Source organism: Colwellia sp. C1TZA3, assembly GCF_007954265.1.
Classification (GTDB): Bacteria; Pseudomonadota; Gammaproteobacteria; order Enterobacterales; family Alteromonadaceae; genus Cognaticolwellia.
The window spans coordinates 26192-44723 of the sequence record NZ_VOLS01000002.1; the positions used below are offsets into that span (position 1 = coordinate 26192).

Annotated in this window: 13 protein-coding genes; all 13 read left to right on the forward strand. The window is 39.9% G+C overall.

Features of this window, described 5'->3' with window-relative positions:
• Positions 1–150: 150 nt before the first annotated feature.
• The 13 genes from ESZ39_RS01115 (at position 151) to ESZ39_RS01175 (ending at position 18516) form a co-directional block, all read left to right on the forward strand.
• Positions 151–831: a GntR family transcriptional regulator gene (locus ESZ39_RS01115; RefSeq protein WP_146878027.1), complete on the forward strand. Its 681-nt coding sequence runs from the start codon at positions 151–153 to the stop codon at positions 829–831.
• A 60-nt stretch (positions 832–891) separates the two neighbouring features.
• Complete coding sequence (gene prpB, locus ESZ39_RS01120; protein WP_146877949.1) at positions 892–1782, forward strand: methylisocitrate lyase; 891 nt, start codon at positions 892–894, stop codon at positions 1780–1782.
• A gap of 125 nt (positions 1783–1907) precedes the next feature.
• A complete protein-coding gene (gene prpC / locus ESZ39_RS01125; protein WP_146877950.1) occupies positions 1908–3032 on the forward strand; it encodes a 2-methylcitrate synthase in 1125 nt (374 codons plus the stop codon).
• Positions 3033–3182: 150 nt separating this feature from the next.
• On the forward strand, positions 3183–5825 hold the full coding sequence (acnD, locus tag ESZ39_RS01130; protein WP_146877951.1) for a Fe/S-dependent 2-methylisocitrate dehydratase AcnD: 2643 nt from the start codon (positions 3183–3185) through the stop codon (positions 5823–5825).
• A gap of 327 nt (positions 5826–6152) precedes the next feature.
• Complete coding sequence (prpF, locus tag ESZ39_RS01135) at positions 6153–7346, forward strand: 2-methylaconitate cis-trans isomerase PrpF (protein ID WP_146877952.1); 1194 nt, start codon at positions 6153–6155, stop codon at positions 7344–7346.
• A gap of 203 nt (positions 7347–7549) precedes the next feature.
• A complete protein-coding gene (locus ESZ39_RS01140) occupies positions 7550–8026 on the forward strand; it encodes a GAF domain-containing protein (protein WP_146877953.1) in 477 nt (158 codons plus the stop codon).
• On the forward strand, positions 8026–8313 hold the full coding sequence (locus ESZ39_RS01145) for a hypothetical protein (protein ID WP_146877954.1): 288 nt from the start codon (positions 8026–8028) through the stop codon (positions 8311–8313). The genes ESZ39_RS01140 and ESZ39_RS01145 overlap by 1 nt, the downstream gene beginning before the upstream one ends.
• Before the next feature lie 20 nt (positions 8314–8333).
• Positions 8334–9125, forward strand: a complete 792-nt coding sequence (gene proQ / locus ESZ39_RS01150) for an RNA chaperone ProQ (protein WP_146877955.1) — start codon at positions 8334–8336, stop codon at positions 9123–9125.
• 15 nt (positions 9126–9140) lie between these two features.
• Positions 9141–11177 (forward strand): carboxy terminal-processing peptidase, encoded by a 2037-nt coding sequence (prc, locus tag ESZ39_RS01155; RefSeq protein WP_146877956.1) that lies wholly within the window; start codon positions 9141–9143, stop codon positions 11175–11177.
• Between the two features lie 446 nt (positions 11178–11623).
• Positions 11624–13081, forward strand: a complete 1458-nt coding sequence (gene nhaC / locus ESZ39_RS01160; RefSeq protein WP_146877957.1) for a Na+/H+ antiporter NhaC — start codon at positions 11624–11626, stop codon at positions 13079–13081.
• 266 nt (positions 13082–13347) lie between these two features.
• A complete protein-coding gene (pepN, locus tag ESZ39_RS01165; protein ID WP_411266849.1) occupies positions 13348–15909 on the forward strand; it encodes an aminopeptidase N in 2562 nt (853 codons plus the stop codon).
• A gap of 9 nt (positions 15910–15918) precedes the next feature.
• Positions 15919–16134: a DUF2835 family protein gene (locus tag ESZ39_RS01170; RefSeq protein ID WP_146877959.1), complete on the forward strand. Its 216-nt coding sequence runs from the start codon at positions 15919–15921 to the stop codon at positions 16132–16134.
• Positions 16135–16440: 306 nt separating this feature from the next.
• A complete protein-coding gene (locus ESZ39_RS01175) occupies positions 16441–18516 on the forward strand; it encodes a DUF1302 domain-containing protein (protein WP_146877960.1) in 2076 nt (691 codons plus the stop codon).
• Positions 18517–18532 lie beyond the last annotated feature (16 nt).

Genomic DNA, 18532 nt, shown 5'->3' on the forward strand with positions numbered 1-18532 from the left:
GCAGTAATATTCCATGTCATCAAACAATTTTTATCATGTTTACGACCAAAGTATAGTGGGTATTGTCGACAATTGTCTTTGACTAACATTGACTAATGCTGAAGTTTCGGTATCATCAGTGTATTGTTTTTATAAGTGTCGACAATACTAATGGCGTTAGACAACCCTACAACACAAGCCGCGGTTACTACTGCAGATAAAGTATTCGAGCAAATGTTACATGCCATTGTTGATGGTACCATCAAATCAGGTAGTAAAATTAGTGAGCCTGAATTAGCTAAAAACTATCAAATTAGTCGTTCAACCTTGCGTGAAGCGTTAAATCGTTTGGAAAAATGTCATTTAATTGAACGTAAAGCCAATGTTGGCTCTCGTGTGGTTGAATGTTCAATCGCTGGGTTGCTAGAGATTTATGTCGTTCGCGAAGCTCTCGAAGGTATGGCATGTCGCCAAGCAGCGATCAATATGACTGAAGATGAAATTATCGAAATGAAGGCTATGCTCAAACAACATGCAAGTGCTAAGGCATTGCGTGACGGTATCGCCTACTATCAAGAAGAAGGCGATTTAGATTTTCACTATAAAGTGATACTCGGTAGTCATAATCAACAACTCATTAATATCTTGTGTGGCCAACTTTATCACCTTGTTCGTATGTACCGCTGCCAATTCGGCATGAATAGCCCTCGAGCAACCAAAGCGTTTGATGAACATTCTCGCATCATTGAAGCGATAGCTGATCGTGATGGTGAATTAGCCGAAATGCTAATGAGGCGTCACATTGCCGCATCGCGTAAAAATATCGAAAATAAAATTGCCCAGCAACAATAGCGGCAAGCTTTTAACATTAATTTAATTACAACATATACATGACTAAAAAAGGATAAAGCAATGTCTAAACAATTATCTCCTGGTGCTAAGTTTCGCCAAGCTTTAGCAAATAATAAACCCTTGCAAGTTGTCGGTACCGTTAACGCCTACTGTGCAATGATGGCCGAACAATTAGGTCATCAAGCCATTTATTTATCTGGTGGTGGTGTTGCTAATGCCTCCTATGGTTTACCTGATTTAGGTATGACATCATTGAATGATGTTATTGCGGATGTATCACGCATTACTTCAGCTTGTAGCTTACCGCTTTTAGTCGATATTGATACCGGCTGGGGTGGCGCATTTAATATTGCTAAAACTATTCGTGATATGGAAAAAGCCGGTGCTGCTGCAGTACACCTTGAAGATCAAGTGGCGCAAAAGCGTTGTGGTCATCGTCCTAATAAAGAAATTGTTTCTACAGAAGAAATGGCTGATCGAATTAAAGCTGCGGTTGACGCGCGTATTGATAGCGACTTTTTTATTATGGCTCGCACTGATGCCTTTGCTCAGGAAGGTTTAGAAGCCGCGCTTGCACGTGCTAAAGCTTATGTAGCGGCCGGTGCGGATGGTATTTTTGCTGAAGCGATTCAAACAGAAGCGCATTATAGAGCTTTTACTGAAGCACTTGATGTGCCGGTATTAGCGAACATAACTGAATTTGGCCAAACAGAGCTGTGGAATAAAGCGCAGTTAGGCGAGTGGGGCTGTGCCATGGTGCTTTATCCATTATCAGCATTTAGAGCGATGAATAAAGCAGCTGAGTCTGTTTATAAAACATTGCTTGCAGATGGCGACCAAAAAACAGAAATAGACAACATGCAAACACGTATGGATTTATATGACTACTTGGGCTACCACGATTATGAGCAAAAGCTTGATGTCTTGTTTTCTGAAGGTAAAAACAAGTAGCTATATCCGCTCTACTTTAAAAGCTCAAAGTGGAACGGGTATCACCATTAAAATACATCAATAAGAAATTAAATTTTAACCCTTAACAGTAAATTAATCGTTGTTAAGTACTAGGGGAAAGAATAATGAAAGATAAAAAATTATCAGGTGCTGGCTTACGTGGTCAAAGTGCTGGCGATACCGCTTTATGTACCGTAGGAAAATCAGGCTCGGGCTTAACTTATTGTGGTTACGATATCGCTGATTTAGCTGAAAATTCAACCTTTGAAGAAGTGGCTTACTTACTCTTTAACGGTGAACTTCCTAATGAAAAAGAGCTAGTTAGCTATAAAACTGATTTATTGGCGATGCGTGATTTACCGCAAGCTTTAAAAGCTGTACTTAAGCTGATCCCAAAAGAAGCACATCCAATGGATGTTATGCGTACGGGTTGTTCATTTTTAGGTAATTTAGAGCCAGAAAATGATTTTAGTGAACAAAATAAAGCCGCAAACCGCTTGTTATCTGCTTTTCCTGCCATCATGTGTTATTGGTATAAATTTTCACATGAGGGGCTAGAAATTGACTGTACTTCAGATGAAGCGTCGTTAGGTGGGCATTTTTTACGTTTATTAAATGGTAAAAGTCCGTCTAAGCAGCATGAGCGCGTGATGGATGTTTCATTAATTTTATACGCTGAGCATGAATTTAACGCTTCTACGTTTACGGCACGTGTTTGTGCTTCAACGTTGTCTGATATGTTCTCATGTGTGACGGGTGCTATTGGTACTTTACGTGGGCCCCTGCACGGTGGTGCTAACGAAGCCGCCATGGACATGATTGAAAAATTCAACTCACCTGCTGATGCTAAAGTACAGATGGCCGGTATGCTTGAGCGTAAAGAAAAAATAATGGGTTTTGGACATGCGATTTACAGCACGTCTGATCCACGTAATGTCATCATCAAAGCCTGGTCTGAAAAACTGGCCGCTGAAAATGGTGACACATCGATGTACGATATTTCAGTAGCCTGTGAAGAGTTTATGTGGGACAGCAAAAAATTATTTTGTAATGCCGATTTTTTTCATGCCTCAACTTATAATTACATGGGTATTCCAACGAAATTATTTACCCCTATTTTTGTTTGCTCACGCCTAACAGGTTGGGCGGCTCATGTTATGGAACAACGTGAAAATAACCGTATTATTCGCCCATCGGCTGACTATATTGGTGCAGAGCCTCGTAAAGTGCAACCTATCGCTAATAGGTAGGCTGGCAGGCATTTATTACTTAGCATCTAGATAAATAAAGCCTTATCTATCCCGATAAGGCTTTTGTAAGTTGCTAGTGATATGCCGTGTCATTAATTAAATTACTTAAAAAGAGTCTGTTGTACTCTTTTTTACTATGTGGAGTAAATTATGAATTACGATTACCGCAAAGCTTTGCCAGGTTATAAACATCATGGTGTCACGATAGATTTTTTCGATACGCGAGAAGCGATTGAAACAATTAAACCTGGTGCTTATAAAACACTACCTTACACTTCACGTGTGCTTGCTGAACAATTAGTTCGCCGATGTGACCCTGCAACATTAACCGATGCGCTAAAACAAATTATTGAAAGCAAGCAAGATCTCGACTTTCCTTGGTACCCAGCACGCGTTGTTTGTCATGACATCCTTGGTCAAACCGCTTTAGTTGATTTAGCGGGCCTTCGAGATGCCATTGCTGATCAAGGTGGCGATCCAGCCAAAGTTAACCCTGTTGTACCAACACAATTAATTGTTGATCATTCTCTAGCGGTAGAAGCTCCTGGTTTTGATAGCGAAGCCTTCGAGAAAAACCGGGCAATCGAAGACCGTCGTAATGAACACCGCTTTCATTTTATTGAGTGGACCAAAACTGCTTTTAAAAATGTTGATGTTATCCCCGCCGGTAACGGCATTATGCACCAAATTAATTTAGAGAAAATGTCACCGGTTATTCAAGCGCGTGATGGTGTAGCTTTTCCTGATACTTGTGTTGGTACTGACTCTCACACGCCGCACATTGATGCCTTAGGAGTTATTGCTATAGGTGTTGGTGGTTTAGAGGCTGAAACCGTTATGCTTGGCCGTCCATCGATGATGCGCTTACCTGATATTATTGGTGTAAAGCTGACCGGTAAACGTCAACCAGGTATCACAGCAACTGATATAGTCTTAGCTATCACTGAATTTTTACGTAATCAAAAAGTGGTGTCTGCTTACTTAGAATTCTTTGGTGAAGGCACTAAAAGCTTAACTATTGGTGACCGAGCCACTATCTCAAACATGACCCCAGAGTATGGTGCATCAGCAGGTATGTTCTACATCGATGAACAAACCATTGATTATTTGAAAATTACTGGGCGTGAACCAGAGCAAATAGCACTGGTTGAAACTTATGCTAAGCACACTGGCCTTTGGGCTGATGATTTAGTAGAAGCGCAATATCCACGGGTAATCGAATTTGATTTATCAAGCGTAGGTCGTAATCTAGCCGGTCCTTCTAACCCACATCGTCGTTTAGCGACAGCTGATTTAGCCTCAAAAAACATCGCTAAAGACCTTGATGCTTGTAAAGTACAAGAAGCTAACGGCCAAATGCCTGATGGTGCGGTTATTATTGCTGCTATTACCTCTTGTACAAACACCTCTAATCCGCGCAATGTTGTTGCTGCAGGTCTTATCGCCAAACGTGCCAATGAACTTGGCTTAGTGCGTAAACCTTGGGTTAAATCTTCATTTGCGCCAGGTTCAAAAGTAGCCAAGCTTTATTTAGAAGAAGCGGGTTTACTGGTTGAAATGGAAAAGCTAGGTTTTGGTATCGTGGGTTATGCCTGTACAACGTGTAACGGTATGAGTGGTGCGTTAGATCCAAAAATTCAACAAGAAGTTATTGACCGTGATTTATATTCAACAGCGGTATTATCAGGTAATCGTAACTTTGATGGTCGTATTCATCCGTATGCCAAACAAGCTTTCTTAGCGTCACCACCCTTAGTGGTTGCTTATGCGATTGCCGGTACTATTCGTTTTGATATTGAAAAAGACATCTTAGGTCAAGATCAAAAGGGTAACGACATTACCCTGAAAGACATCTGGCCCAGTGATGAAGAAATTGATGCGATTGTGGCCTCATGCGTTAAACCTGAGCAATTCAAAAAAATCTACACACCCATGTTTGATTTAGGCGCTTTTGAGCCGGCAGAAAGTCCGTTATATGCGTGGGACGATACCAGCACTTATATTCGTCGTCCTCCCTACTGGGATACTGAGGGGCAAGGTGCATTAGCCGGTGAACGTACCATGAAAGATATGCGTCCACTAGCGGTATTGGGTGATAACATTACCACTGACCATTTATCACCCTCAAATGCTATTCAATTAGATAGTGCTGCAGGTGCCTACTTAGATAAAATGGGCTTACCAGAAGAAGATTTTAACTCGTATGCAACTCACCGTGGTGACCATTTAACGGCGCAACGTGCAACATTTGCTAACCCTAAATTATTTAACGAAATGTGTCGTGATGACAAAGGTGAAGTTAAGCAAGGCTCGCTCACACGTATTGAGCCAGAAGGCACTGAATCACGGATGTGGGAAGCCATTGAAACTTATATGGAACGCAAGCAACCGCTTATTATTATCGCGGGTGCTGATTATGGCCAAGGTTCCTCACGTGATTGGGCAGCCAAAGGTGTTCGTTTAGCGGGCGTTGAAGTGATTGTTGCTGAAGGTTTTGAACGTATTCACCGCACTAACTTAGTCGGTATGGGCGTGTTACCGTTAGAATTTATTAACGGTGAAACCCGTCATACTTATCATATTGATGGTTCAGAAACCTACGATGTAGTGGGTACACCAACCTCAGGTGGTGCGATGACGGTGGTTATGACTCGTCACTCAGATGAAGGTCAGGGCGAAGTTATAGAGATCCCAGTGAAATGTCGTTTAGATACCGCTGAAGAAGTCTCTGTTTATGCGGCCGGTGGTGTCTTACAAAAGTTTGCCAATGATTTCTTAGAGTCTAATGGCTAAAAGCTTATTTTTGAAAATAGTGGCGTTACCTGTGCTGAGCTATAAATGTAGCTTGTGTACATATACGTTGTTCTTAATCAAAATAATTGCCCTTAGTAGTAAATTCTGATGAAGAATGATTAGCAGCAATTCAATTGCTGCTTTTTTATGTTCAGGACGAACGGTATGACGTGATCACATGGATGTGAAAGAACGTTGATGTTCAGGACGAACGGTATGACGTGATCACATGGATGTGAAAGAACGTTGATGCGTTAAACAAATGTTAAGTCGCTATTATGGAAGATGAACCAAGTGACTCATATTGATAAAATTTAGAGGTGTTAAATGTCTTCAGTTCCTCAAGTAAAAATCCCCGCAACCTATATGCGTGGTGGTACATCAAAAGGTGTGTTTTTTAATTTAACTGACTTACCCGAGCGTTGCCAAATTGCAGGTCAAGCTCGTGATAATATGTTACTTCGAGTTATCGGTAGCCCAGATCTTTACGGTAAACAAACCGATGGTATGGGTGGGGCGACATCAAGTACCAGTAAAACCGTTATTTTGGCTAAAAGTGCGGTTGTCGATCACGACGTGGATTATTTATTCGGTCAAGTAGCGATAGATAAAGCCTTTGTCGATTGGAGTGGCAATTGTGGTAATTTGACCGCAGCAGTGGGCTCATTTGCTATTATGTCAGATTTAGTTGATGCCAGTCGTATTCCTGAAAATGGAGTATGTACGGTACGTATTTGGCAAAAAAACATTAATAAAACTATTATTGCTCGCGTGCCAATTACCGATGGCCAAGTACAAGAAACTGGTGATTTTGAACTCGACGGCGTAACATTTCCTGCCGCAGAAGTGCCGGTGGAGTTTATTGCGCCAGTGGATCCGTCAGAGGCAATGTTTCCAACCGGTAATGTCGTTGATGAACTTGACGTGCCCGCTGTTGGTAATTTCAAAGCCGTAAAATATAAAGTAACGATGATCAGCGCGGGTATTCCGACTATTTTCTTAAATGCAGAAGATATTGGTTATACCGGTACAGAATTACAAGATGCTATTAATAATGATGAAGCAGCGTTAGCGCGTTTTGAAACTATTCGTGCAGCTGGCGCGGTTAAAATGGGCTTGATTAACGATGTCTCTGAAGCGGCTGCACGTCAACATACACCGAAGGTTGCTTTTGTCAGTACCGCTAAAGACTATCTAACATCAAGTGGTAAAACGGTTTTTTCAGCAGATATCGACTTGCATGTTCGCGCGCTATCAATGGGTAAATTACACCATGCGATGATGGGCACAGCGGCGGTTGCTATTGGTACTGCCGCGGCAATATCGGGTACTTTAGTGAATTTAGCAGCAGGTGGCGGTGAACGTGAGGCTGTGGTTTTTGGTCATCCATCGGGTACCCTTAAAGTGGGAGCTCAAGCGTCAAAAATTGATGGTATGTGGACGGTAAATAAAGCCATTATGAGTCGAAGTGCCCGGGTATTAATGGAAGGTTGGGTGCGAATTCCTGCTGATTCGTTTTAAGCTCAAGACAAGTTAACCCATAAGACAAAATCTAGTAAAAAAGCTAGTCGTAAACGATTTAACGATTAAAAAATGATAAATGCGCCACTAAAGTTAGCATTTATCATAAAATTACCAGATAATTGCCAATTGCTGCTGATAGCGCTTTAATTTTATGCGCTATCAGGGTATGTTATGCGTTTTTATTGCAGGCATGATCATTAATGACAAAAAACACCTTTTATCGGGACTTATATAAGCAAGTTGAAGCGTTGATCAGTGATGAAACTGATGTTATTGCTAACATGGCCAACGTCAGTGCTTTGTTATTTGAACAATTAACTGAAGTTAATTGGGTTGGATTTTACCGTATGGTCAATGACGAACTTGTACTTGGTCCATTTCAAGGCAAAGTGGCTTGTATACGCATCCCTTTAAGCCGTGGCGTATGTGGCACTGCTGCAAGTGAAAACAAAGTGCAGCGTGTTGCCGATGTCCATGAATTTGACGGTCACATTGCCTGCGATGCGAGTACTAATTCTGAAATAGTATTACCTTTAACGTTAGACAAAAAGGTTATAGCGGTACTTGATATTGATAGCATCGCATTTAATCGTTTTGATAAAGATGATCAGGCAGGATTAGAAAAAATAATTAGTTTGTTTGAAAATGTTATGATTAACCATGGCGTGGTAAACTGATGAAAGAGATTGTTGTTATTCATGACTACCTAGTATCAGAAGCCGTTGTTGGTGATTGGGAAGGTGATGAAGAGATAGTTGCTGAGCGTATTAACGAGATTTATCATACCGTTTATGACTTAGCAGAAGAAGATATTGCACCAGAGGTTTTAGAGCAGTTGCTTTCTTTGGTGTGGGACACGTGGATAGGGCAAGAAGCCTTAGCTGAAATCGAAAGTGAAGATATTTATGATTGGTGCCGACATATGTTGGAAAATCGTGAACAATATCTAGCAGAGCAGAATTAAAATTTTGAAAAGTTGTATTTATGGAAACTAAAACAGAAAGTGAAGTAAAAGTGGTAGCAGATGCGGCAGTTGAAACAACGTCAGTAACAGATGCGGGAGTTGAAATAACACCAGTAACAAACGCAGCAGTTGAAACAACGTCAAATACTGATGCTGAAGTGAAGCGCATTAGCACGAAAGAAATTATCGCCTATTTAGCGAAAAAATTTCCAGCATGTTTTTCTATTGAAGGTGCTGCAAAACCATTGAAAATTGGTATTTTTCAAGACTTAGCTGAAAAACTAATTGGTGATGAAACGGTAAGTAAAACTCGTCTACGTCAAGCACTCAGACATTACACAAGTAGCTGGCGCTATTTGAAAGCGATTAAACTCGGCTGTTTTCGCATTGACATTGATGGCAATGACTCGGCAGAAATTGATCAAGAACAAGCAGATTATGCCAGCAAAACATTAAAAGAAAGCCAAGAAAAGTTTGGTAACAAAAAGCCCAAAGACAAAGTCGCTAAAAAACCTTACAAAAGTCATGCTGCTAAGGGAACTAAACCTTCGAGTAAAGACTCTACAGACGATAATAGCCGTAAAGAAAAGTTTAATACGGTTAAATCAACCAAGCGTGTAGTTGCAAAACCAGCTGTTACACTTAAACCGGTTGAAACAAGTAATGTTGTTGTAGGCAAAAATATCAAAGTGCAATTAGGACAATCTTCAATGGACGCTGTTATCACAGAAGTTTCCGGCAAGGATGTTAGTGTGCAATTAAACTCGGGTATGGTTGTTAAAACACAAGTTAAAAATATTTTTACCGAATAATTTTGGAGTACGTGAATGCATAAATTTTGTTGTATAGCTGTTGCAATATCATTGTCACTTGTCAGTATCTCAGGTTTTGCTGAGACCAAGGCAGACAATGAAAGCTTGTTGATATTGGCGCCAGAAAGCCAACATGCCACTTCTACAAAGCGAATTACGGCACAATTTACGCGTGCACACTACAAAAAAATAAAAATTGACGATTTACTTTCTGAGCAAATTTTTGATCGTTACATTAAGCAGTTAGATTACGCCCGTAACGTGTTTCTGGCTTCTGATGTTCAGGGCTTTGAGCAATATCGTGATGAGTTTGATACGGTAATTTCTCGCGGTAAACTCGATGTTGCTTACGAAATCTATAACCTTAATTTACAACGCCGATTAGAACGCTATCAATATGCATTAAGTCTTTTATTAAGCGAAAAACCTTTTGATTTTGAGCTTGATGAAACCTACAACTTTGATCGTGAAGATGCTCAATGGCCTAAATCTGTTGATGAACTAGACGAGTTATGGCGTAAAAAAGTTAAATTTGATGCACTAAACTTAACTTTAGCGGGTAAAGAGTGGGAAAAAATTCAAGAAGTATTAGGTAAACGTTATCGTTATGCGATTAAACGCTTAAAGCAAAGTGAGAGTGAAGATGTTTTTCAAGTCGTCATGAACAGCTTTGCGCGCGTAGTTGAACCACATACTTCCTATTTATCTCCTCGTAATGCCGAACGTTTCCAAATGGAAATGAATTTATCACTGGAAGGTATTGGCGCAGTTTTACGTGCAGAAGAAGACTATACCGTTATCCAAAGTGTGGTTTCTGGTGGCCCAGCAGATAAGTCTAACGAATTAAGCCCTAAAGATCGTATTGTCGGTGTTTCACAAGCTGATGAAGAGTTTGTTGACGTCATTGGTTGGCGTTTAGATGACGTGGTTGAACTGATTAAAGGACCTAAAGGCAGCAAGGTCAGGTTACAAGTTTTAGGGCCAGAATCAGAAGATGATAGCAGTATTAAAGTGGTTTCTATTGTTAGAGATACCATAAAACTTGAAGATCGCGCGGCAAAATCAGAAGTTTATTTTGAAAAAGAAGGCGATGAAAACACTAAAAAACTGGGTGTGATCACGATTCCGAGCTTCTACAACCATCTTTCTCGTGATGTTAAGCTAGAAATAGCTAAACTTAAAGAGCAAAACGTGGCAGGTATCATTGTTGACCTGCGTGGCAATGGTGGTGGCTCGTTAACAGAAGCGACTTTACTTACTGGCTTATTTATTGATAAAGGCCCAGTAGTACAAGTGCGTGATGGCGCTAACCGCGTACAAGTTAACAGTGATAAAGACGGTATCAGTTTTTATGATGGGCCGTTAACGGTCATGGTTGATCGCTACAGTGCTTCTGCGTCAGAAATATTTTCAGCGGCAATTCAGGATTATGGACGCGGCGTTATTGTTGGTGAGCACACCTTTGGCAAAGGTACTGTGCAGCAACATAGAGGTTTAGGCCGGGTTTATGATTTGTACGAAAAACCGTTTGGCAGTATCCAATTTACTATTGCCAAGTTTTATCGTATTAATGGCGGCAGTACCCAACATCGGGGAGTATTACCTGATATTGAATTTCCATCGGCAATAGATCCAGCTGATTGGGGCGAAAGTAAGGAAGAAAATGCCTTACCTTGGGATCAAATTCCAAAAGCCCGATATCGTAAGCTTAATGATATTAGTCAAGCGGTATCATATTTGACTTCATTGCATAGTTCACGTATCGAAAAAAACCAAGAGTTTAATTATTTACTTTCTGATATTGCAGAATATAAAGCTGAAAAAGATGATAAAAACATTTCGCTAAACTTAGCTAAGCGTAAAGAAAAAAGAGAGAGCCGTAAAGCTAAGCAATTAAAGCGAGCTAATGAACGACTTACCGTTATGGGTAAAGAAAAAGTCGCTGATTTAGATGACTTACCAGAAGATTTAGAAGCACTAGACCCGTTTTTAGACGAAACAGCAAAAATTACTTTTGACTTAGTGTCACTGGGTAAAGTCGCAAAAAAATAACAATTTTATTGATATAATAATGAAAGCCACCTTTTGGGTGGCTTTTTAGTGCTAGGGTGTTTTGCACGCCATTTTATTAAGTTATTACCTATTTGTGCTAGATTAAAAAAAGCTAAGACTATATCGCCTCTCTGGTGGTGAGTACTTAGATTTTTATAAAACTAAAAAATTGTGCTCTCAATACCCATAGTCAGCTATGAGTTAATCGAGTACCGTTGCTTGATTTATTTTTCTGCGCACAACAAGAACACAAACTTAATGCAACAGGCATGACTGCTTTTTAGCTGAAATAATTGCATAATTATTCTTTAAATCCTTATAAACAAAGGGCTAGTTAGATGGTTATTGTCAAAAATAACTTGCACTATCTGCGAACAGTCGGCATCTTACTAGCACAAATAATTTAACCACTATAATAATTAAGATAATAAGGTGTAAATTTATCTATGTCTGACCCTCAATCTTTGCGACAACCTTCCATGTTGGATTCTCTTATTCCAATCGTTGTCCTTATTTGTTTATTAATTGCCGCAGTAACTTTTTTTGGTGATAGTTCATCATCAGGACCTAACCAAATAGCCTTGCTTTTAGCAACGGGTGTCGCCGCAGTGATCGGGCTGAAAAATGGTCATAAATGGCACGCGATGGAAAAAGCAATTATCCATGGCATATCAATTTCTTTAGGCGCGGTGCTTATTTTATTAGCGGTAGGGTCATTAATTGGTACATGGTTGTTATCAGGTACTGTGCCCACGATGGTTTATTATGGCTTGAAAATAATAGACCCCAGTTGGTTTTATGCCGCAACGTGCTTAGTGTGCGGTATTGTAGCGATGAGCATAGGTAGCTCTTGGACCACGGCTGCGACCGTAGGTGTTGCGTTTATTGGTATTGCTGGTGGCTTTGAATTATCACCATCGGTTACTGCGGGGGCCGTGATATCAGGCGCTTATTTTGGCGACAAACTATCACCATTATCTGAAACGACTAATTTAGCACCTGCCGTAGCTGGTAGTGAATTATTTGCTCACATTCGTTATATGTTATGGACCACGATTCCTTCGATTACTATTGCGCTCATTTTATTCCTTATTATTGGTTTTAATCATTCTACTTCAGGGGTGGGTAACACCGACAGTATTGTGTCATTGACTAGCACGTTGGAAAACACCTACAACATATCAGCCTTGAATTTAATTCCTTTGCTGCTACTATTAATTATGGCTTATAAAAAAATGCCCGCTTTTCCGGCGGTTGCTATCGGCGCGGTATTAGGTGCTATTTGGGCGGTGATTTTTCAACAAGATTTGATCTCGGGCATGGCTCAAGCAGGTGTAGATTCAACTAAAGCTACCATTATGGTGGTATGGACGGCATTTTTTGATGGCGTAGTGGTTGAAACAGGTAATACTGAAATTGATCAGCTACTAAGCCGTGGCGGCATGTCAGGTATGTTAAATACCATCTGGCTAGTGGTTACTGCATTAAGCTTTGGTGCAATTTTAGAACATCTAGGCATGTTGAAAAAGTTTGTTGAATCAATCTTAGCGAAAGCCAAATCAACAGGTAGCTTAATTGCCAGTACCGTAGCCACATGTATTGGCACTAACTTGATTACGGCCGACCAATACATGGCTATTGTGATGCCGGGAAGAATGTACAAAGAAGAATATGAAAAAAGGGGCTTAGCCCCTGTTGTATTAAGCCGAACATTAGAAGACTCTGGCACTATTACTTCACCATTAATACCTTGGAATACCTGTGGTGCCTTTATGTTTGGCGCGATGGCATTAACCTCTTATGATTATATATTTTATTGCTTTTTTAACTTAATTAACCCTATTTTAGCCGTGACATATGGTTATATGGGCTTTAAGATAAAGAGATTAGTGACAAAGAACTAAAAATTTACAAAATTAATAAATATTCACCAAGCCTGTTTAATACAGGCTTTTTAATGTCTATTTCAGGCGTTAATTTCTAACTAATACCCGTTCCATTAAGTTTGTGATTTTGTTGCGTGCAGGAAAAATAAATCAAGGTAAGGCGTTCGATTGACCAATAGCTGGCTATTGGGAGCGAGCGCAACACAACCTTGAACTATTTTAACTGGCACAAGTGAGTAATAAATTAATGGGATCGGTATAATATACAATGTAATCTATTAAGGATGCGCATGAGTGATTTTACCCCCCGCTATTTAGCTGACTATAGCGAAGCAAACTTTTCTATTTCTACCGTTGAGTTAACTTTTGAACTCGATGAATATAAAACTCGTGTTATCAATCGTATGCAAATGATCAAAAAGGTGTCAAACAACGACCCGCTAATACTTGATGGCGAGCACTTAACTTTATTATCAGTTTTGATTGATGACAAGCCGCTTTCAAGTGATGATTATCGCGTTAGTGATACCAGTTTAACTATTGCTATTGATCGCAACGAATTTACCTTAGAAGTTGTGACTGAAATTAATCCGATAGAAAATACCGCACTTGAAGGCTTATTTAAGTCAGGCGAGGCCTATTGTACTCAGTGTGAAGCGGAAGGTTTTAGGCGTATTAGCTATTACCTTGACCGTCCCGATATCATGGCAACGTTCACCACTAAAGTTATTGCCAATAAAGCGCAGTTTCCCTATTTGTTATCAAATGGCAATAAGATCGCAGTAGGTAATTTAGCCAATGGTCAGCATTTTGTGCAATGGCATGACCCTTTTCCTAAACCGTGTTACTTATTTGCCTTAGTTGCCGGTGATTTTGATGTCTTAAAAGACACTTATACCACGAGCTCTGACCGTGACGTTGCTTTAGAAATATTTGTTGATAAGGGCAATATTCATAAGGCGCATCATGCCATGGCGTCGTTAAAACATGCGATGAACTGGGATGAAGAAACCTTTGGGCTTGAATACGACCTTGATATTTACATGATAGTCGCTGTAGATTTTTTCAATATGGGCGCGATGGAAAATAAAGGACTGAATGTATTTAATAGCAAATTTGTTTTAGCAGATGAAGCGAGCGCAACCGATGTTGATTACTTTAATGTTGAGGCGGTTATTGCCCATGAATATTTTCATAACTGGACGGGTAATCGTGTTACTTGTCGAGATTGGTTTCAACTCAGTTTAAAAGAAGGGCTGACAGTATTTAGAGATCAGCAGTTTAGTGCCGATATGCATTCAGCGCCCGTTAACCGTATTCAAAATGTGCGGGTGTTACGTTCGCTGCAATTTGCCGAGGATGCTGGCCCAATGGCACATCCGATTCGCCCAGAAAAAGTTATCGAAATGAATAACTTTTACACCTTAACAGTTTACGAAAAAGGTGCTGAAGTTATACGTATGATCCATACCTTGCTTGGCGTGGATAAATTTAGAAAAGGTGTAGATTTATACTTTCAACGCTTCGATGGTATGGCAGTGACATGTGATGACTTTATCAGTGCCATGGCAGATGCTTCGGGTGTTGATCTTAGTCAATTTAAGCGCTGGTATACCCAGGCAGGCACGCCTGTATTACAGGTTAGCGAAAGCTTTGATGAAGCTTTGTCTGAATATCAATTAACCATAGCACAAGCTAATGGTGAAAATCTGGCCTTACATATTCCTGTTGGTATTGAACTCATTACCAATGATGGTCAGCCAAACCGGTCGCAGTTGCTACAATTAACCGAGCAAAAGCAAACATGGACTTTTAAAGCTTTTAACAAAAAACCTGTGTTGGCCTTATTGACCGGATTTTCTGCTCCAGTTAAAACTCAATTCGCACGATCGGATCAAGACCTGCAATGTATTATGACACATGCTAAAGATGAATTTTGTCGTTGGGATGCGGGGCAAAAGCTACTAACCACTTATATCACTCAGTTAATGCTAGACCCGACATTGAGTCTACCTGCACATATATATCAGGCCTTTAGGACAATTTTAACCGCCGATATTTCAGCCGCTTTTAAGGCGGAACAATTAACATTACCCAGCTTTAGTGAATTAGTTGACAATATTGAAGAAGTTGACCCTATCGCTCTACTTGACGCCATTGATAGTGTTAAGCAAGTGTTAGCGAAAGAGTTAGCCCCGTTATTTTTAAAGCAGTATCAGCAAAATACACAAGCTGAATATGCCAGCGACGGTATTGCTACTGGCAAACGGGCATTAAAAAATATTTGCCTATCTTATTTGAGTTCGCTTAGTGGCCAAGAAATTTTATTAACCAGACAGTTTCAGCAGTCGAATAATATGACCGACACTTTAGCTGTGCTCAACTGCGCGGCGAAAAATCATCATCAATCTTTTGGAGTTATGATGTCAGACTTTGAGCATAAATGGCGTGATACACCCTTAGTGATGGATAAATGGTTTGCGATACAAGCAAGTGTTAATGAAGAGGTTATTTATGAAAATTTAGCGCTCCTTATTGCACATCCCTTATTTAGCTTAAAGAATCCTAATAGAGCTCGCGCACTCATTGGTGCCTTTGTCGCCAATAATCCGCGTTACTTTCATTGTGCAAGTGGCCGGGGTTATCAGTTTTTAATTGAACAATTAATTCTGCTTAACGATATTAATCCACAAGTGGCATCACGATTAATTACGCCGCTTATTCAATTTAAGTCGTTTGATCAGCACAGGCAAACCATGATAAAAACCAAGCTTGAACAATTTGCTAAGCAAGTAAATATTTCAAAAGATTTAAAGGAAAAACTTGATGCTGCGTTGGCGCATTAGGAAAGGAGCATGAAGTACTATTTTAGCTTGAATATAACGAGTCAAGAATATTTACCTTATTATCAAGGGCGAGTTAACTCAATTATTGTTATGACGGAGCAGAGAGTAAAGATTGAATTTCCAGCTATGCATTTACGCGTTTACTTAACTGGAAATGGCATAAAAGGGCGCTTTTGCTTACAAACACTTAACAATAAGTTTTTATCATTAGATAAAACATTATGATTAGAGTTTTTGCTTTAAACAGTGGTCAGACCATTTGAAATAAGTGTCGTTAATTCTAGGTTGTATGTCGGCGGTTATTTCTGTTCACTATTTGAGGATTGCAGCTTATTAAGATCAGGCGTTTAAAACAAGTGTTTTAAACGCCTTTTTGTTCTCATCAGATGACTTGATTCAAGTCTTGAATATAAAGGGCTTTAACAAAGACTTTAGCGCTTGCCACTGGGTCAAAATGATGTAATTATTGTTTTATACCATGTACGTAGCATATAAAAATAAAATGCAAAATCACATCTGGGGAGATAGAAAATGAAACAGAACCTTCGTAACGGCTTCTACAAAAAGCCGCTTGCTCTGAGTATAGCCGCTGCTTTGATAACATTCGCTAACGTTAATGTTCAGGCAAAAACCTTTGAGTTAGGAAATTTTGACATTACTTTTGATTCTACATTTTCAGCAGGTACAAGCTGGCGAGTAGAAGATCGTAATTGGAATGATAACGTTGGAAAATCTAATAACGTTAATAATGGCTTTGATTTTAGCCAATATCATCCAATACTCAATACAAATCCAGGTGCCGCTACTGTATGGGATGGTACTGGAAGTTATTCTACTAATGGTGACAACGGTAATTTAAACTTTAATTCGGGTGAAAGCTTTTCAAAATTAATTAAAGGTACCCATGAGCTTGGTGTACGTTATGAAAATTTAGGCTTTTTTGGCCGTGCGATGTATTTTTATGATTTTGAAATGGTCGATAAATCGAGAGCTTGGACAAATCCAAGTTCTGGTCAGGTCAATGACCCATGTCGTGACAATGAAGCGAAAGATCAAGTATGTCGTGACGTTCGTATGTTAGATGCTTTCGTTTATGGTGATTTTGATATTGGTGCCATGCCATTTTCTGTCCGTGTTGGTCAACAGGTGATTAGTTGGGGCGAAAGTACCTTAATCTCTCACGGTATTAGTGAACTTAACCCGGTAGATATTGCCCGCTTAAAAGCGCCAGGCGCAGAGCTAAAAGAAGCCTTTATTCCTTTTGGCGCCGTGTGGGCATCGTTAGGTGTTTCAGAAAACTTTAACGTTGAAATGTTTTATCAATATAGCTGGGAAAAAACGGTTTTACCTGCCCCAGGAAGTTATTTTTCAACCAATGATTTTGCTGGTGACGGTGGTCACTATAATAATGTGCAATTAAACTTTGCTAGTAATCCAGATATGGATTTAGACTCAGTTGTTACAAATTTGAACGTACTAAGAGCGCAAATTTTAAATGGCACTGTACCAATTGCCGACGCGACGAGTGCTTATGTTGGAGGTTTCCCAACAAAATTAACCTTGCGTGAAGCTGGCGCTGAAAATGAACCTGAAGATGGTGGCCAATATGGCTTGAGACTATCTTGGTATTTGCCTGATTTTAATGACACTGAAATTAGTTTATACCACATGAATTACCATAGTCGCCGTCCAGTTTTTTCAGGTATTACAGCTGATTTTTCTGAGCAAGCGTTAATTGGTGATTTACTAACAACAGGCGTGCCTGGAGGTGATCTTGGCTATTTATTAGCTAACGAAATAACCGAACAAAACTATACAAATCTACAAGCTTTTTCACGTGTTGAACTGGATTATATTGAAGATATAAAGCTTTACGCTTTGAGCTTTAATACCGCTATTGGCACAACATCGGTTGCCGGTGAAGTGACCTTCCGTCAAGATGAACCCTTGCAAATAGATGATGTTGAATTGTTATTTGCGGCTATGCCACAACAGTTAGCTAACGATTTAGGTCGTAATGAGCTTGATGGTATTTCACAAATGCCTGTTTTCGCTGGTGGTACCCGTGCTAATGGCTATATTTTATCTGATACCATACAAGCACAAATGACCTTAACCCATTTATGGGGCCCAACATTGGGTGCTAGTCAATTTGTGACTTTACTTGAAGTGGGTGGTATTGATATTCGTGATATGCCTGATCAAGAAGTTTTACGTCTAAATGGCCCCGGCACTAGTCGAAATGGTGGTGTTGCAGGTAAAGAAGGTTTAGAACTAGCGCTACAAGACGGCGTTGAAACAAACCCATTCCCAAGTGCATTTGCATGGGGTTACCGCTTTGTGGGTAAGTTGGATTATACCAATGTGTTTGCTGGCATTAACGTTTCACCAAAAGTTGTCTTTTCACATGATGTGAACGGTATTACACCGGATCCATTATTCTTGTTTGTTGAAGAGAGAAAGTCAGTGTCATTAGGTTTAGGTTTTGACTACCAAAACCGTTGGTCTGCAGACTTTAGTTACAACAGCTTTTTTGGTGGCGTAGGCACGACTAATCAAATGGAAGATCGCGATTATGTATCTTTTAACATCAAGTATTCAATTTAAAGCTGTATGAGGACTA

Excerpts from the sequence above, each read along its gene's own strand:
- ESZ39_RS01115 (WP_146878027.1), top strand. The coding sequence starts at position 151 with ATGGCGTTAGACAACCCTACAACACAAGCCGCGGTTACTACTGCAGAT.
- prpB (WP_146877949.1), top strand. The coding sequence starts at position 892 with ATGTCTAAACAATTATCTCCTGGTGCTAAGTTTCGCCAAGCTTTAGCA.
- prpC (WP_146877950.1), top strand. The coding sequence starts at position 1,908 with ATGAAAGATAAAAAATTATCAGGTGCTGGCTTACGTGGTCAAAGTGCT.
- acnD (WP_146877951.1), top strand. The coding sequence starts at position 3,183 with ATGAATTACGATTACCGCAAAGCTTTGCCAGGTTATAAACATCATGGT.
- prpF (WP_146877952.1), top strand. The coding sequence starts at position 6,153 with ATGTCTTCAGTTCCTCAAGTAAAAATCCCCGCAACCTATATGCGTGGT.
- ESZ39_RS01140 (WP_146877953.1), top strand. The coding sequence starts at position 7,550 with ATGACAAAAAACACCTTTTATCGGGACTTATATAAGCAAGTTGAAGCG.
- ESZ39_RS01145 (WP_146877954.1), top strand. The coding sequence starts at position 8,026 with ATGAAAGAGATTGTTGTTATTCATGACTACCTAGTATCAGAAGCCGTT.
- proQ (WP_146877955.1), top strand. The coding sequence starts at position 8,334 with ATGGAAACTAAAACAGAAAGTGAAGTAAAAGTGGTAGCAGATGCGGCA.
- prc (WP_146877956.1), top strand. The coding sequence starts at position 9,141 with ATGCATAAATTTTGTTGTATAGCTGTTGCAATATCATTGTCACTTGTC.
- nhaC (WP_146877957.1), top strand. The coding sequence starts at position 11,624 with ATGTCTGACCCTCAATCTTTGCGACAACCTTCCATGTTGGATTCTCTT.
- pepN (WP_411266849.1), top strand. The coding sequence starts at position 13,348 with ATGCGCATGAGTGATTTTACCCCCCGCTATTTAGCTGACTATAGCGAA.
- ESZ39_RS01170 (WP_146877959.1), top strand. The coding sequence starts at position 15,919 with ATGAAGTACTATTTTAGCTTGAATATAACGAGTCAAGAATATTTACCT.
- ESZ39_RS01175 (WP_146877960.1), top strand. The coding sequence starts at position 16,441 with ATGAAACAGAACCTTCGTAACGGCTTCTACAAAAAGCCGCTTGCTCTG.